We start from the raw sequence: 16,110 nt of genomic DNA on the forward strand, positions 1-16,110 counted from the left end.
GTTTGTTTAGTAATTGTCTGTTGTTCTTCCAAAGAAACGGTCATCTTTATCAGTTCTTCCGCTATCTTCCATTGGAAACTCTTTTCGCATCGGAAAAGATATCATTTCATCCATATTCAAAATACGTTTCAATTGTGGATGTCCAATAAAATCAATACCGTAAAAATCAAATGTTTCTCTTTCCATCCAATTGGAGCTTAAGAAAATATTTGATATCGTGTTAATTTGAGGATTTTCTCCACTAATAAAAGCTTTGATTTTTATACGTTTGTTTTCATACCAGTTGTGCAAATGATATACAACAACAAATTGTCTGTTTACCTCGTTATCGGGATAATGAACACCACACAAATCGGTTAAGAAATGAAAACGAAGTTCTGGATCATTTTTCAAAAAAAGAATTACCGAAGTAATCGTATCTGCTGTTACTTCAAATGAAAAAATATCTTTTTCTTGATTGTAATTAGAAACATTTCCTCCAAATATTTGGTTTAGTTTCTCTTGAATTTGTATCGTTTCTAAAGCCATTATTTATTTAATATTATAAGAAGCCAACAATTGTTGATACTCAGGAGAGCTTCTTCTTCTTACAGATTCGCTTTTTACTAATTCTTGTAATTTCATGACACCATCTACAATTTGTTCTGGTCTTGGAGGACATCCTGAAACATACACATCTACAGGAATTACTTTGTCGATTCCTTGCAAAACAGAATAGGTATCAAAGATTCCGCCTGAACTAGCACAAGCTCCCACAGCAATAACCCATCTTGGCTCTGCCATTTGTTCATATACTTGACGTAAAATTGGAGCCATTTTTTTTGAAATTGTCCCCATTACCATAAGCATATCGGCTTGACGTGGAGAAAAACTCACACGCTCAGAACCAAAACGTGCTAAATCGTAATGCGAAGCCATAGTTGCCATAAATTCGATTCCACAACATGAAGTTGCAAAAGGCAACGGCCATAATGAATTAGCGCGAGCCATACCAACCACATCATTTAGTTTTGTAGCGAAGAAACCTTCACCAACAACACCTTCTGGTGGCTCAACCATATTTACTTTAGAATTGCTCATTATATATTGGATTTCAGATATTAGACATCCGAATTTCATATTCGGAATTAATAATCAAATATTTCTCATTTTAAACACTTACTCAAGAAGTGCTAAATTATTCCCACTCGAGTGCTTTCTTTTTGATTATGTAGAAAAAACCAACCAAAAGCAACATCATAAAAATTATCATTTTTACCATACCTTCCATGCCTAACTCCTTGAAGTTGATTGCCCAAGGATAAAGAAAAATCACTTCGATATCAAACAAAACGAACAAAATAGCAACAAGAAAATATTTTACAGAGAATGGAATTCTAGCATTTCCAACGGATTCAATACCGCATTCGAAATTTTTGTCTTTAATTTCAGAAGAGCGCTTAGGCCCTAACTTCCCTGAAACCAATATAGTACCAACAACAAACCCTACAGCCAAAATAAACTGCATTAAAATTGGGATATAATTTATTTGATCCGATTGCATATTGTATGTTTTTTTGAATAAAAATAAGCAACAAAGATAGGTTTCAACTATTTAAAACACAAGCCAAAAACAAGTATTAGTTAAGGCCAAAATACAATAACCGACTAATTTTTATTGATTATAAATAAGAGGCAATGTTTTCTAATTTAAAAAAAATGAAAATTTAAATTAAACGCAAAAAAAAACGCTTCGAAATAAATCGAAACGTTTTTATGTTTTATCAAAAAATAAATTTTTTGATTAGATAACTGCAACTTTCGCTGCAACTTTCCCTTTTCTTCCTTCTTCTTCTTCGTAGCTTACTCTATCACCTTCGCGCAATTCTTCCGCGTTGATTCCTGATGCATGAACAAAAATGTCTTTTCCTGTTTCTTCGTCTGTAATGAATCCGTAACCTTTAGATTCATTGAAAAATTTAACTGTACCTGTACGCATTGTAATTGTAATAATAATTTATAATGAGACAAATGTAATATTTAATATAATACGAAATACCATATAGCCTTTTTATTTTGTAAAAATATTGATTTTCAATGCATTCTAACAAATTTTATCGACAAACAACAACTAAACTAATTTGATATGCAATTCTTTTAACTGTGACTCATCAATTTTTGAAGGAGCGTCGATCATTACATCTCTTCCTGAATTATTTTTTGGAAAAGCTATAAAATCACGAATGGTTTCTTGACCACCTAAAATAGCAACCAAACGATCCAATCCGAATGCTAATCCCCCGTGTGGCGGTGCTCCAAACTGAAAAGCATCCATTAAAAATCCGAATTGTGCTTTGGCTTCCTCTTCGGTAAAACCTAAATATTTAAACATTAATTGTTGGGTAGCTTTATCATGGATACGAATAGAACCTCCACCAATTTCGTTTCCATTTAAAACCATATCATAGGCATTAGCACGAACTTTTCCTGGATCCGTTTCTAATAAATGCATATCCTCTGGTTTAGGAGAAGTAAATGGATGATGCATGGCATGATAACGACCACTTTCTTCATCAAACTCTAATAAAGGGAAATCAACAACCCATAATGGTGCAAATTCAGCTGGATTTCTTAAACCCAAACGAGTGGCAACTTCCATACGCAAAGCACTAAGTTGTGTTCTTGTTTTATCAGCTGGACCAGAAAGCACAATAATCATATCGCCAGGTTTAGCTCCTGTTGTTTTTGCCCAATTTGTTAAATCATTTTGATCGTAAAATTTATCTACAGAAGATTTATACGTTCCATCTTCATTACATTTTACATAAACCATTCCCGATGCACCAACTTGCGGACGTTTTACCCAGTCGATTAAAGCGTCAATTTCTTTACGGGTATAACTTCCTGCTCCAGGAACTGCTATACCAACAACCAATTCTGCTGCGTTGAATACCGGAAATTCTTTGTGTTGTGCAAATTCATTCAATTCACCAAATTCCATTCCGAAACGAATGTCTGGCTTATCATTTCCATAGGTTTTCATGGCATGATCGTATGTCATTCTAGGAAACTTATCTACTTCTATTCCTTTTATTTCTTTCAATAAATGACGGGTTAAGCCTTCAAAAATATTTAAAATATCTTCTTGCTCAACGAATGCCATTTCACAATCAATTTGTGTAAACTCAGGCTGTCTGTCTGCTCTTAAATCTTCATCACGAAAACACTTTACGATTTGAAAATATTTATCCATTCCACCTACCATCAATAATTGCTTGAAGGTTTGTGGTGATTGTGGTAAAGCGTAAAATTGCCCTTCATTCATCCTTGATGGAACCACAAAATCCCTTGCTCCTTCTGGAGTAGATTTGATTAAATAAGGAGTTTCAACTTCGCAAAAATCTAAATCTGAAAGATACTTACGCACTTCCATTGCTACTTTATGACGAAAAAGAAGGCTATTTTTTACAGGATTTCTTCTAATATCCAAGTAACGGTATTTCATTCTGATGTCTTCTCCGCCATCCGTTTCATCTTCAATAGTAAAAGGCGGTGTAAGAGAGGCATTAAGAATATTTAATTCAGTTACTAAAATTTCAATATCACCCGTAGTCATATTTTTGTTTTTGGCTTCCCGCTCAATAACAGTTCCTTTTACTTGGATAACGAACTCACGACCCAATGTTTTTGCCAATTCAAAAACCTCTTTATTAGAACGACCTTCGTCAAAAATTAATTGGGTAATTCCATAACGGTCACGCAAATCGACCCAATTCATAAATCCTTTATCACGCGATTTTTGAACCCAACCGGCAAGTGTAACCTCTTGAGATATGTTTTTGGCGGTAAGTTCTCCGCAGGAATGACTTCTATACATGGCTAAAAATTTTTGCAAAAATAGTGTTTTCTTTTAAATTAGTGCCTTTTAAACTATCAATTAAAACCTTCTTGATAAACCACTGAATAATCACAAATATAATTAAGATTACTACTTATAAATACTTTACTATTTATTGCAATATCATTTTAATAATTAAAGGTTTATAGTCTAAGTCAGAACGATTATTCAGCCAATTTAAAAAGAGGGATATCTGTAAATTTTCCTTTAATATTTACCGGAACAAGTTTCAAACTTTCTGGATCATCCATTTTAAGTCCTCTGCCAGAAAAATGACCTGATATAAAATCTTTATCACTTTTAGTAATCGTCATTGTTCCCACATCACTCGAAACTACCATCGCTTTTTTATTCCCCTCTGAAGATCTTGTATTTATATCGACGCTATACATGTAACCATCAATTCGAGAGAATTTGTAAACTCCAACTTTATTAGTGGTTAATGTCATACCTACAACTGCACCATCATCAGAAAAACCTCCAATTTGATAATTAACTCCATTATTATCCGGTACTGCAGTATGATCGTAATAAATCACGCCCATTTCACTCTTCACATTATTACAAACTATTTTTTCATTTTCCACAAAAACCTCAATAGCACCTTTACGAATTCCTTTTACACTCACTTCCTCAATTTCGGTCATAGTACTAATTTGCTTTTCAGTAGTATCCTGATTTTTACAAGAAAGTGCAGCAAACAGTAAAATTCCAAAAAAAATATATTTGATATTCATAATTCATTAATTATTAGTGAGTTTCAAAACTAAATAAAAAAAATCTGACGCTTAAATTATAAGATTATTAATTTGTTAAAGTTATTGTCAGAATTAATATTATCATCTATTTCCGATAATAAAACGCCAGAATTCATTGTTAAAAGAAATCCCATAATAAGACTCAAAAATTAATCTATTATTTAAGTTTTTAGCTTTACATTACAGTGATTACAGGTATTACAACATCAATTTATAGTGAAACTCTAGTAAGTACTAAATCCTTTTATGAGTAAAAAAGAGCTGAGCTAGATCTATACTTATGAATTTAAAATAAGGGATTTAAAATATTCTCCCACATGCTAAAATAAATTCCAATGTTAAGTTTTCACTCAATGTTACCAAATTGTTAAGTTAAAGTTTTTTTATTGTAAAATCTTTTATAGATTTGTTAAGCAATCATCAATTTAAAAAACTATTTAATATGAAAAAATATATATTATTGACCGCATTACTCATTTCAGGAATTTCTTTTGCTCAAGACAACAATCCTAAATTAGAAGCAGTAGGTGATTTAGTAAAAACAACCTATTACTTTGAAAATGGCCAAGTAAAACAAGAAGGCTTTTTTAAGGATGGAAAATTAGACGGAACATGGACTTCTTATTCTAAAAATGGTACAAAAACGGCTGTTGCCACTTACAAAAACGGAGAGAAAACAGGAAAATGGTTTTTCTGGAATAATGACATATTGCACGAAGTAGATTATTCAAACAGTAGAATTGCCGCTGTAAAAACGTGGAAAAAAGACGCACTCGCAAACAACTAACACCATTTTATAAAACCAACCAAAAGTCTTCGTTAATTCGGAGACTTTTTTTTTGCTAAATCTATTTAAAAAAAACCATTTAACTACTAGATGCACTCACAACACATAAAGTATCGATAGTAAAAACTCGTTCCTATTTTGATCAAACGCACACTACTTACAAATCCCTTTTGACGGCTACCACTTGATAACAAAATATCAAAAAAAGACACAACTACTAATTAGAAATCTCGCTTATAAATAGAAATATAAAACACAAAGTATACTGGAGAAATTGCCTAATTCTACAGCGCTAATACTCTTATTTTGTTTCAGTAATTTAGCTGCATTATCAAACTCAAAAAACACTTCGTATTGCTGATTAGGGACTTTTTTAGCAAAAAAAGCTGTCACATTATCAATTAATCGATCGATAATAACTTGGTTCTTTACTGGATCTGCAGTTGCATTTGCTTTGAGCGTTACTGCCGTGTTTAGATCTATTATATCTCTTGCTATTTGTTGGTTTTCGGGTTTTGTATGTGCAATAGTAGCCGTTATTGCAGTAGATAAGGCATCATCAAACACCGTAAACTCTTCTTTTTTATGAAGACTTAATAGGTGCAAACGTAATTTCTCCATATAAGAAGCAGCCTGATTTTTAAAATCATAAGTAGCATCAAATGCTTTTCTTTCTTTTGCTAGCTGCAAACAAAACGCATTATAACTCTTTAAGACTTCTTTTACCTCTTTTACCTGATCATAATTAACACCAGTTCGCTCATATTCTGCAATTTGCAGGAACAAAGACAAAATTGCATTAAAACTTGTAGAATTAACTTGTGATTTTCTAAATACTTCCGAAGCGGCTTTATATGTATTCATATCTCCCAATTTTCCTTCATACTTATCCGGCTGTAATCTGACAATTGCATTTATCTTCCCCGATTTTTTGTCTAAAAAACGCTTTACATCAGACCTGTCAAATCGCGCAGGAACAGGGGCAAATACAATTTCTTTTTGAGGCGGCTGCGGTAAAGCGGCATTTTTTTTATTTGAAATCAACGCATTGGCAATCTCATTATTAGAATCAATGGATTTGAGTTTGCTTGCCAATTCATCTGTATTTTGAAAATCTCTAATGACATTATAACCTTGTAAAATATTTTCTTGTAGTGCGATGTAATACTTTTTAGTTTTTTTATCGTCAAGATTAGTGATAGCATCCGCTTCAGTTTGCCAAATGCTAATTGCTTCCCGAACTTTAGATTCATTTACGGGATCAACCCCTGATTTAATTAATTGTAATGCTTTATCAAAATTGTCACTTTTAAAGTCTTTATCTTCCTTTAAATAATTAAAAGATCGCTGTTGATACCTGGCAGTAGGCAAAAATTTACCTCTAAGAATACTACCAACTTTCATTTTCAATTTGAATAACTGAATTTCATTGACACTCTTTTCTTCTCCACTTCTAGGTAACGAAGGATTGGTCTTGTTTTTATATTGATTCGCTTCAAATTCAGTTAAATCATCAATTACCAGAGTGGTATTCAAGTTATTTGGATAGTCTAAAAATCCTAAATTAGAATTAAACCCTTTTATATTAGCTGTCGGATGAACAAGATCAATGTCTCCTAAACGAACTTCTTGTTCATCAAAAAAACCTTTTGAACGGTCAATCAATATTAAATTGGCATACAAGTGGGAGACAACTACTACCTTATACTTTAAGTCTTGTTTTACCAGGTGCAAAGTTGCAGGTGCAAATTTATATTCTAGAACAGCTACTATCTCTGGTAAGCCAAAATTATTATAAATAAAGTCATTATATAATATTGCGTTTTCAAAAACCTGATAACGCATCGTAGGATCCGATGATAATCCCGAATCGAAAGTAGTGCAAATAAGTGCCACATTAAGAGGACTTTCTTTTAGAAATAAAGAGGGAGCCACTTCTCTTCTTACGTTTACATAGTCCCATCTTATTTTTTGAGCTTGTATAAATGCAGAACACAACAGTAACAACAATAAAAACTTGGCTTTCATCTGATTTTTTTGGTAAAACTAATTAAATAATATAGCTAGACAATACAATTAAAGAAACGTTTTAGTCATAATTTACAAAAGTAGAAACCAAAAAATTATTTGTTAATTAAAGGCGTTTTGTATGCTTTACAATTAACATCCAAAAATTTACGAAGAAAATCTCAAGAAATCGTCACCTAATTATAAGTTGTTAAATAGAAACAAAATTCCCTGAAAACACCAAATAATTACAACAGGAATATGATTAAAAAAAAAGTGTTTTATACTAGTAGGAGCTTTTCCCGTTTTATAGCTATTTAGTATAAACTAAATCATCTCAAAGGATTCTAACTCCTTTATAATACATAAAAACTGTTTTATAAAAAGTTGAAAATAAAAATTGCTTTTTCCAAGCGTATGGTTAGTCAAAATTTGAAAACAGCTATATAGAGTTTCTAATTAAAAAAACTTGTCAATAATTTCCTTGTTCGCACAAATCGGGGCTTTAAGAACAAAGTAAAAGGTCAAGGAAAAATAGTAAAATAAATTAAAAAAACATGATAAACAATTATAAAACGCGCCCTCTCTTTTAATTATCACTAAAAGGCAAAAAACCTCCTAATCAATCGATTAATAAGCTTTTAAGTAACCTTTACCATTGAGTTGTCTAATCTTTTTATCGAAGATTTAAAGCAATTTTATCTCACTTATAAGTTGTTGACCATAGCTCCAATTTAACAATAATTCCTTATTTTTACATATCTTATTAAGCTTCTAAAATTAGAAGCTTTAATAATAGCTCAAAGCAAGGAAATTTAAATCATATTAACGTGAGTGAATTAATACCAAATAACAATCATTTTATTTTATATACTGTTCCAAACGGCTCTATTAAAATAGAAGCTTACATTCAAGATGAAACTATTTGGCTTACTCAACAAAAAATAGCAGATGTTTTTGGAGTAACTAAATCCACGATTAGTGAACATCTTACCAATATTTTTGAAAGTGGGGAATTGGAAAAAGAAGCAACTGTTCGGAAATTCCGAACAGTTCAAAAAGAAGGCGAAAGAGAAGTAACCCGAAATTTAGAATACTACAATTTAGACGTAATTATTTCTGTTGGCTACCGTGAAAACTCTAACAAAGCAACTCAGTTCCGTATTTGGGCAACCACTACCCTTAAAGAGTACATCATTAAAGGTTTTGCTATGGATGATGAGCGCCTAAAACAAGGTACAACCACATTTGGTAAAGATTATTTCAGAGAGTTATTAGATAGAGTTCGTTCCATCCGTGCAAGTGAGCGTAGAATATACCAACAAATCACAGATATTTTTGCAGAATGCAGTATTGATTACAATCCAAAATCGGAAGTAACCAAGAACTTTTATGCTACCGTTCAAAACAAATTTCACTTTGCTATAACAGGCAAAATAGCTGCCGAAATAATTTATTTAAAAGCTGATAGTTCAAAACCACAAATGGGATTGACGACTTTGAAAATGCTCCAGAGGGAAGAATTTTAAAATTGGACACAGGAATAGCTAAAAACTATCTTGAAGAAAAAGAAATCAAACAGCTGGAACGCAACGTATCCGCTTATTTTGATTACATTGAAAATCTTATTGAACGCAGAAACACTTTTACAATGGAAGACTTGGCAGAAAGCGTGAACAAATTTCTAAGTTTTAATGAATATAAAGTTTTAGAAGGTTTAGGAACCATTTCACATCAACAAGCCGTTGATAAAGCTTCTAATGAATATGATACTTTTAATAAAACACAGAAAATAAACTCTGATTTTGATAAGCAGATTAAAGGTTTGGATAAAAAGAATTAACCGTTATTTAGGTAATATGAGTAGACTTCAAACAATAGAAAATAGATTGGCAGCAATAAATGAAACAGTGTTTCAAGAATTATGTGATAGTTTTCTTATTTTGAAAATTAATAATTACAGAGCATTTTCTAGAACAGGAAGTCAAAGCGGAAAGCAAAAAACAACAAAAGGAACTCCTGATACGTTTTTACTTCTTCCAAACGGAAATTATATTTTTGTTGAATATTCTACGAATATATCCGCAGGATTATCAAAATTAAAGGACGATATAAATAAATGTATTGATTCCAATAAAACTGGAATTACTATTAATCAAATAGATGAAATAATTCTATGCATCAATTTTAATCTAACAACAGAGAAAATTCACGCATTAGAAAATCTTCTTTCCAATACAACAATAAGCCTTACGATTTATACCCTTGATTCTTTGGCTCTCGAACTCCATCTAAATCATCGAAATTTAACATCCCAATATTTAGGACTTCCATTAGACACTGGCCAAATTGTTCCTATCGGAAGGTTTATTGAGGAATATAATAAAACGTCAAATGGAATTGCAACACCTTTAAACAATACATTTTTACATAGAGAAAATGAATTAAAACAACTTACTGAAGAAATTCTTTATAGTGATTTAATTATTTTAACTGGATCACCAGGAGTAGGAAAAACCAAATTAGCACTTGAAGGAATAAGAAATTTTCTTTCTATAAATTTATCATTTGAAGCCTATTGTGTTTCTTATAAAAATCACGAATTACTAGATGATTTATACCAATATTTTAATCTAGAAAAGGATTATATACTTTTTGTTGATGATGCAAATAGAATAGATGCTTTTAATCAAATTATAGGATTTTACAAATCATCAAGAAAAGGAAATCTTAAAATTATAATGACAGTTAGAGATTACGCTTTCGAGAATCTAAGAATTCTTTGCCAAGAATTTCAACCAAAACATATAGACTTATTAAAATTTTCGGACGAAAAAATTACCGATATCATAAAAGAAAAACCATTTGAGATACTTAATTCAAATTATCACAAAGAAATTGTTCGAATTGCAGATGGAAATCCTCGAATTGCTATTATGACTTCTGTACTAGCAAAAGAAAAACAAGACATTTATGCTTTGCACGACGTTTCAGATTTGTTTGAAAATTATTTTTCTACTTTCGTCAAAGATAACGGAGAGTTCACAAACGACTTGAATATAAAATGTCTTGGATTAATTGCCTTCTTTCACACTATCCCATATAAAAATAAAGAAATTACAACTTCTATCCTTAATAATTTCGGAATTGATTACTCCATATTTATTGATGTAATAGATAAACTTGACAAATTGGAATTAGTAGAAATTCAATTTGAGCACGTTAAAATTCCAGAGCAAAACCTTTCAACTTATTTTTTCTATAAAACATTTGTAAAACAAGATTTACTTTCTTTTGAAACACTATTGAAATACTATTTTGATAGTTATACTTACTGTTTCAAAGATTCCGTAATTCCTGCCAATAATACATACGGCTATCAAAACGTTATGCAAAAATTACAACCTCATTTGAAAAATCATTGGACACTAATAAAGTCTGATCAAAATAGTGGGTTTAAATTTTTATCAATGTTTTGGTTTTACCTGCGAAACGAAAGCTTGGAATTTATCTATACGATTATTGAATCATTGCCATCTATTAGAATCGTAAAAAAATATGAGGTAACTTATAAAAACAATGCGTTTGCATATAATAAAAATGAAGTTATCGAATTACTCGGTGAGTTTTTCAGAAGTTCAGATAACTTAAAAGACTTTTTAGAAATAGCTTTTGAGTACACATTGAAGAAACCAGAACATCTACCAGAATTAATTCATAAAATAAAAGCAAGATTAGTTTTTGAAGTAGAAGATGAAAGATATGGGTTTACAAGGCAAAACATCTTGTTTAGAATTTTAATAGATGGGTTAAATAAAGGCATCCCCATATATTCTATCTCTTTTTATGAATTATCAAAAACATTTTTGGGACATACGTTTCAGCATACCAAAGGAGCAAGAAACAATGCGATTTCATTTTATGATTATCCAATTCCAAATGTTCAAGTAATACAAGATCTTAGAACAGACATTTGGAAAGCTTTAAAAAATAATTTTAAAAAACATCCATTTCAATCATTAGAAGTATTACACCATTATTCTGGTATACGCATAGATTCTTCAAAAGAGCTAATGGAATTTGATGTTAATTATGTAATTAATATCATAGAAATTCATCTAAGTCCAACTTCATTCGAACATTGTAAATATATTCAAGACCAAATAAGAGAGTACAAACGTAATTCAATTTCTCATTCTTCATTTCCTTCATTAATTACAAAGTTTACAAATCCAACATACGAAACGTTTCTAAAATTTGATATGAATATATTTAGAGACAAAACGATTAATAAGCAATTGAACTTTAGAGAGCAGGAGAAATTAAGAGAGACGCAAATACGCAGTTCCTTTCTATTTCAGAACGTAACAGAGATAAATATATTTTATAAAACTTTTACATATCTAAAAAGAGTTGCTATACGCGAATATAATTACAATGAAACTTTAGATTATATAATTGATGAAAATTGTACTAAAGATTTTGACTTAGGCTGCCAATTTTTAAATATCATAATCGAAAACAACAATAATATAAATTATTCACCTAGACTTGTTTTCATAAACAATTTAAAAACAACGGAAAAAGTAGAAAGTTTATGGCAGATTTTGCAAAAACACGAATTCAATCAAAAAGCGAATTGGGAACTTCTATTCTATTATTTTTTAGAAGTTTCTTTAATAGATAGTAACTATGTTGAAGCATTAATAAAAACTGTAAGTAATCTAAAAGATACCCAAACAATTTACTTTGATGATTTGAAGAAGTTTTTAAAGATAGAATCAAATTTATTTGAAATACTATTAAAAATTATCACAATTAAAAATGAGAAAGAAGAAACACGTATACAAATTTGGAGTGAAGTTTTTAGTTCATCATTAGAATTATTAGGAAATGATTTCGAATTAATTAAAAAAGCCTATTTACAACAAGATAAAATTGACAATTATTTTGACTTTGGGAAAAAAGCATTTCTTAATATTTTGCACCAAGATTCAAGCTTTCTTTTAGAATATGTAAACAATTTGTATTCCACAAAAGACGATTATAATTCCTTGGAAAAACATAAAGAATTAGAAATCATATGGCAAATAGAAAATATTGAAACAGTACTAAAAAGTGTTTTCGATTTAGTCATTGAAAACGAACTGTACATTGATATTTCAGAACATTTTTGCAATTCGTTTTTTAATAATATTAAAGAAGAAAGTAGAAAAAGAGCAAAAATTTTTATTCTAAATTATTGCAAAGAAAACTATTTGGATTCTCATAAAATGAATGCTATTGTAGACATAACGAGACATTCGATGAGAGATTTGTTTGATGATATTTTATTACTTTTTTTGTCATTAAATCAAAATAAGAATGTTTTTTCACAAATACATTGGAGAGGAAATGGAGGTGTCTATTCCGGGGACGCCATAATTAATGACATTGAAATGGCAGAATGGAAAAACATCCTTTCAATTGTAGAGAAATCCGATATTGGCATAAAACTCATTCCAATTAAAAAATTTATTTCTGATAATATTGATTATTGTCGAGAAAGAGGAGATATTGAAAGGAAAAGACGTTTTTTAAAACGCTACTAAAATATTTTAGTTTCAATTAAAAAAATCAATCATAAAAATTAAAATCTAAATCTTTTATCCTTTTTAAATTTAAGTCATAACAACTAAATTAAAAATTTGGCCACCCTTTTGGCCACCCCTAAAAAGCAAAAAACCTCTTAATCATACGATTAAGAGGTTTTTAAGTACCCGGAGCCGGAGTCGAACCGGCACGGTTTCCCACAGGTGTTTGAGACCAGCGCGTCTACCAATTCCGCCATCCGGGCTTAGCAGACATGAAATAACAACAGTTATCTCAACGCAATAAAATTATTATCCTGATCGAAATCAACAATAATTCCTTTAACACGGTGCAAATGTAAAAAATAATATCAAATCTTCAACTAAAAATACTTAAAATTTTCCTTTCACAGTCAAATAAATTTTCTAAATTTGCACCTCGTTAAAAACGCAACTCACAACTAACTACAAAACAACAAATTAAATGTCACACCTAGAACCAGAAGCTAAAATTTTTGCTTGTTCACAAAGTGTTTATCTAGCTGAAAAAATAGCGAAAGAGTACGGAATTCCTTTAGGAAAAATCACAATGTCAAAATACAGCGACGGTGAATTTCAACCTTCTTATGAGGAATCTATCAGAGGATTAAGGGTTTTTATCGTTTGTTCGACCTTCCCATCTGCAGATAATTTAATGGAATTGTTATTAATGATTGATGCTGCCAAACGCGCATCAGCTAGACATATAACAGCCGTTATCCCTTATTTTGGTTGGGCTAGACAAGACAGAAAAGACAAGCCTAGAGTTCCGATAGGAGCAAAATTAGTAGCTAATTTATTAGATGCTGCAGGCGCAACAAGAGTAATGACTATGGATCTGCATGCAGACCAAATTCAAGGTTTCTTTGAAAAACCAGTTGACCATCTTTTTGCCTCTACTATCTTTTTACCATATGTAAAAAGTTTAGGATTAGACAATCTTACGATTGCTTCTCCAGATATGGGTGGTTCTAAGAGAGCTTATGCCTACTCTAAATTTTTAGATTCAGACGTAGTTATTTGTTACAAACAAAGAAAAGAAGCCAACATCATCGACACCATGGAATTAATTGGTGAAGTAAAAGGTAAAAATGTGATTTTAGTAGATGACATGATTGATACCGGAGGAACTTTGGCAAAAGCCGCAGATTTAATGATCGAAAAAGGAGCCTTGAGCGTAAGAGCAATTTGTACTCATGCAATTTTATCAGGAGATGCTTACGAGAAAATAGAAAATTCTAAATTATTAGAATTAATTGTTACCGATTCTATCCCGTTAAAGAAAGAATCAAAAAAAATAAGAGTATTGAGCTGCGCACCTCTTTTTGCTGAAGTAATGCATATGGTACACCATAACAACTCTATCAGCGGAAAGTTTATAATGTAAAGCTACCTAATCCCTACTAGGGATTTAATCAAGAGTTTAATTAATAACTATAATAAATTTACAATGAAATCGATTACAATTAAAGGATCAGAAAGAGAAAGCGTAGGTAAAGTAGCAACTAAAGCCTTACGTAATGCTGGATTGGTTCCTTGCGTTTTATACGGAGGAAATCAGGCAGTTCACTTCTCAGCAGAAGTTATGGCTTTCAGAAGCTTGGTTTACACCCCAAACGCTCACACAGTTGAGATCGATCTTGGAAACGGAAAATCATTCAATGCAGTATTACAAGACATTCAGGTTCACCCAGTGTCTGACAAAATTTTACACATTGACTTTTTCCAATTATTTGACGACAAAGAAATCACTATGGAAGTTCCTGTGAAAATTGTTGGAAAATCAAAAGGAGTTATGGCAGGTGGAGATTTACGTTTAAACACACGTAAACTTAAAGTAAAAGCATTACCGAAAAATCTTCCTGATTTTATCGAAGCTGATATTACTCCATTAGACATGGGTAACAAATTATATGTTACTAAAGTAGCTTCTCCAGACTACAAAATCATGCACCCAGACAACACTGTTATCTGTCAAGTGAAGATTTCTCGTGCTGCTATGAAAGCGGCTCAAGAAGCAGCAAAAGCAGCAAAAGCTCCTGCAAAAGGAAAGAAAAAATAATACTTTTTCAATCATATTTAAAAGCATCAGTTGCAAAACTGGTGCTTTTTTTTTGTTTTAAAAACAAGGAGCAATCGCGCTTAGTTACTTTACAAAACCCTTCCCGCTTTTCGGTACAATCTTTTTGTTCGCTAAAAAGCTCATAAAAAGGATTTCCTCTACAATCGGGGCTAAAATTGAACATTTTCTACTTTTTACTCGCCTACTAAATAAGTCCAAAAACTTATAAAATTTGAAAACCTTCAAAAAGAACAACAAACACAAAATTACAATCCCACAGTTTACCATAAATTATGTAATTAAGTTTACTTTTGCACTATGATAAAATGGATACAAGAACTGTTTTCATCAAAAAAAACAGAAGACAATACCCCAGATATGAAGAAATATTTAATAGTTGGACTCGGTAATATCGGTGCTGAGTATGTAAACACCCGCCACAATATCGGTTTTAAAGTTTTAGACTTTTTAGCCAAAAAAGAGAGTGTTTCTTTTGAAACCGTAAAATTAGGAAGCCTAGCAGAATATAAGTTCAAAGGACGAACCTTCTTACTTCTTAAACCAAACACGTATATGAACTTGAGTGGTAAAGCGGTGCAGTATTGGATGGAGAAAGAAAAGATTGCAATAGAAAACATATTAGTCATTACCGATGATTTAAATCTTTCTTTCGGAAGCATCCGCATTCGTCCAAAAGGAAGTGACGGTGGTCATAATGGATTAAAAAATATTAATCTAGTTCTAAACACTCAAAATTATGCGCGATTCCGTTTTGGCATAAGCGACGAATTCAAAAAAGGAAAGCAAGTCGATTACGTCCTTGGAGATTGGGATGATACAGAAAAGACAGCCTTACCCGAACGTTTAGAAATCGCTTCTGAAATCATAAAGTCTTTTGGAACTGCAGGTTTAGAAAATACGATGACTTCCTTTAATGGAAAATAAAAAAAGAAGTGTTTTGTAATAATAAACTCTTTTTTAAAGCATAATAAAACAATAAACTCATTAAA

At 31.2% G+C, this 16,110-nt stretch carries 12 protein-coding genes, 1 tRNA gene and 1 pseudogene; 6 read left to right on the plus strand and 8 right to left on the minus strand.

Going from position 1 to position 16,110, the window contains the following annotated elements:
• Positions 1-6 precede the first annotated feature (6 nt).
• The 6 genes from H2650_RS02185 to H2650_RS02210 form a co-directional block, all read right to left on the minus strand.
• Positions 7-528 (minus strand): NADH-quinone oxidoreductase subunit C, encoded by a 522-nt coding sequence (locus tag H2650_RS02185; RefSeq protein ID WP_188049119.1) that lies wholly within the window; start codon positions 526-528, stop codon positions 7-9.
• 3 nt (positions 529-531) lie between these two features.
• Positions 532-1,080, minus strand: coding sequence for an NADH-quinone oxidoreductase subunit B (locus H2650_RS02190; protein WP_188049120.1), 549 nt, complete (start codon positions 1,078-1,080; stop codon positions 532-534).
• Between the two features lie 97 nt (positions 1,081-1,177).
• Positions 1,178-1,543 carry an NADH-quinone oxidoreductase subunit A gene (locus H2650_RS02195; protein WP_188049121.1) on the minus strand — a complete coding sequence of 122 codons (366 nt, stop codon included), beginning with the start codon at positions 1,541-1,543 and terminating at the stop codon, positions 1,178-1,180.
• Positions 1,544-1,783: 240 nt separating this feature from the next.
• The gene (locus tag H2650_RS02200; RefSeq protein WP_007137066.1) at positions 1,784-1,978 is read right to left on the minus strand and encodes a cold-shock protein; all 195 of its coding nucleotides are present in this window, start codon (positions 1,976-1,978) and stop codon (positions 1,784-1,786) included.
• A gap of 132 nt (positions 1,979-2,110) precedes the next feature.
• Complete coding sequence (gene aspS, locus H2650_RS02205; RefSeq protein WP_188049122.1) at positions 2,111-3,856, minus strand: aspartate--tRNA ligase; 1,746 nt, start codon at positions 3,854-3,856, stop codon at positions 2,111-2,113.
• 185 nt (positions 3,857-4,041) lie between these two features.
• A complete protein-coding gene (locus tag H2650_RS02210) occupies positions 4,042-4,614 on the minus strand; it encodes a hypothetical protein (RefSeq protein WP_188049123.1) in 573 nt (190 codons plus the stop codon).
• Between the two features lie 463 nt (positions 4,615-5,077).
• On the opposite strand from H2650_RS02210, the gene H2650_RS02215 reads away from it, so the two are divergent.
• Complete coding sequence (locus H2650_RS02215; RefSeq protein WP_188049124.1) at positions 5,078-5,422, plus strand: toxin-antitoxin system YwqK family antitoxin; 345 nt, start codon at positions 5,078-5,080, stop codon at positions 5,420-5,422.
• 234 nt (positions 5,423-5,656) lie between these two features.
• Here H2650_RS02215 and H2650_RS02220 read toward each other — a convergent pair whose 3' ends face one another.
• On the minus strand, positions 5,657-7,450 hold the full coding sequence (locus H2650_RS02220) for a hypothetical protein (protein ID WP_188049125.1): 1,794 nt from the start codon (positions 7,448-7,450) through the stop codon (positions 5,657-5,659).
• 803 nt (positions 7,451-8,253) lie between these two features.
• Between H2650_RS02220 and rhuM the strand changes: the two are divergent.
• Together rhuM and H2650_RS02230 are read left to right on the plus strand one after the other, a co-directional pair.
• Positions 8,254-9,272, plus strand: a pseudogene (gene rhuM / locus H2650_RS02225) (RhuM family protein).
• 16 nt (positions 9,273-9,288) lie between these two features.
• Entirely contained in the window at positions 9,289-13,020 is a 3,732-nt protein-coding gene (locus tag H2650_RS02230) for an ATP-binding protein (protein WP_188049126.1), read from the plus strand.
• A gap of 165 nt (positions 13,021-13,185) precedes the next feature.
• Here H2650_RS02230 and H2650_RS02235 read toward each other — a convergent pair.
• Positions 13,186-13,265: transfer RNA gene (locus H2650_RS02235), tRNA-Leu, on the minus strand.
• A gap of 218 nt (positions 13,266-13,483) precedes the next feature.
• Between H2650_RS02235 and H2650_RS02240 the strand changes: the two genes are divergently transcribed.
• The 3 genes from H2650_RS02240 to pth all read left to right on the plus strand — a co-directional run bounded on the left by H2650_RS02240 (position 13,484) and on the right by pth (position 16,045).
• The gene (locus tag H2650_RS02240; RefSeq protein ID WP_188049127.1) at positions 13,484-14,425 is read left to right on the plus strand and encodes a ribose-phosphate pyrophosphokinase; all 942 of its coding nucleotides are present in this window, start codon (positions 13,484-13,486) and stop codon (positions 14,423-14,425) included.
• Between the two features lie 63 nt (positions 14,426-14,488).
• The gene (locus tag H2650_RS02245; RefSeq protein WP_188049128.1) at positions 14,489-15,100 is read left to right on the plus strand and encodes a 50S ribosomal protein L25/general stress protein Ctc; all 612 of its coding nucleotides are present in this window, start codon (positions 14,489-14,491) and stop codon (positions 15,098-15,100) included.
• Between the two features lie 318 nt (positions 15,101-15,418).
• On the plus strand, positions 15,419-16,045 hold the full coding sequence (pth, locus tag H2650_RS02250) for an aminoacyl-tRNA hydrolase (protein ID WP_188049129.1): 627 nt from the start codon (positions 15,419-15,421) through the stop codon (positions 16,043-16,045).
• Positions 16,046-16,110 lie beyond the last annotated feature (65 nt).

It is taken from the genome of Flavobacterium sp. GP15 (genome assembly GCF_014281985.1).
GTDB classification, from domain to species: Bacteria; Bacteroidota; Bacteroidia; order Flavobacteriales; family Flavobacteriaceae; genus Flavobacterium; species Flavobacterium pygoscelis.

Bases quoted from the DNA above. Each gene is read 5' to 3' on its own strand.
- H2650_RS02215 (WP_188049124.1), top strand. From the start codon at position 5,078: ATGAAAAAATATATATTATTGACCGCATTACTCATTTCAGGAATTTCT.
- H2650_RS02195 (WP_188049121.1), bottom strand. From the start codon at position 1,543: ATGCAATCGGATCAAATAAATTATATCCCAATTTTAATGCAGTTTATT.
- H2650_RS02240 (WP_188049127.1), top strand. From the start codon at position 13,484: ATGTCACACCTAGAACCAGAAGCTAAAATTTTTGCTTGTTCACAAAGT.
- H2650_RS02230 (WP_188049126.1), top strand. From the start codon at position 9,289: ATGAGTAGACTTCAAACAATAGAAAATAGATTGGCAGCAATAAATGAA.
- H2650_RS02200 (WP_007137066.1), bottom strand. From the start codon at position 1,978: ATGCGTACAGGTACAGTTAAATTTTTCAATGAATCTAAAGGTTACGGA.
- pth (WP_188049129.1), top strand. From the start codon at position 15,419: ATGATAAAATGGATACAAGAACTGTTTTCATCAAAAAAAACAGAAGAC.
- aspS (WP_188049122.1), bottom strand. From the start codon at position 3,856: ATGTATAGAAGTCATTCCTGCGGAGAACTTACCGCCAAAAACATATCT.
- H2650_RS02245 (WP_188049128.1), top strand. From the start codon at position 14,489: ATGAAATCGATTACAATTAAAGGATCAGAAAGAGAAAGCGTAGGTAAA.
- H2650_RS02190 (WP_188049120.1), bottom strand. From the start codon at position 1,080: ATGAGCAATTCTAAAGTAAATATGGTTGAGCCACCAGAAGGTGTTGTT.
- H2650_RS02185 (WP_188049119.1), bottom strand. From the start codon at position 528: ATGGCTTTAGAAACGATACAAATTCAAGAGAAACTAAACCAAATATTT.
- H2650_RS02220 (WP_188049125.1), bottom strand. From the start codon at position 7,450: ATGAAAGCCAAGTTTTTATTGTTGTTACTGTTGTGTTCTGCATTTATA.
- H2650_RS02210 (WP_188049123.1), bottom strand. From the start codon at position 4,614: ATGAATATCAAATATATTTTTTTTGGAATTTTACTGTTTGCTGCACTT.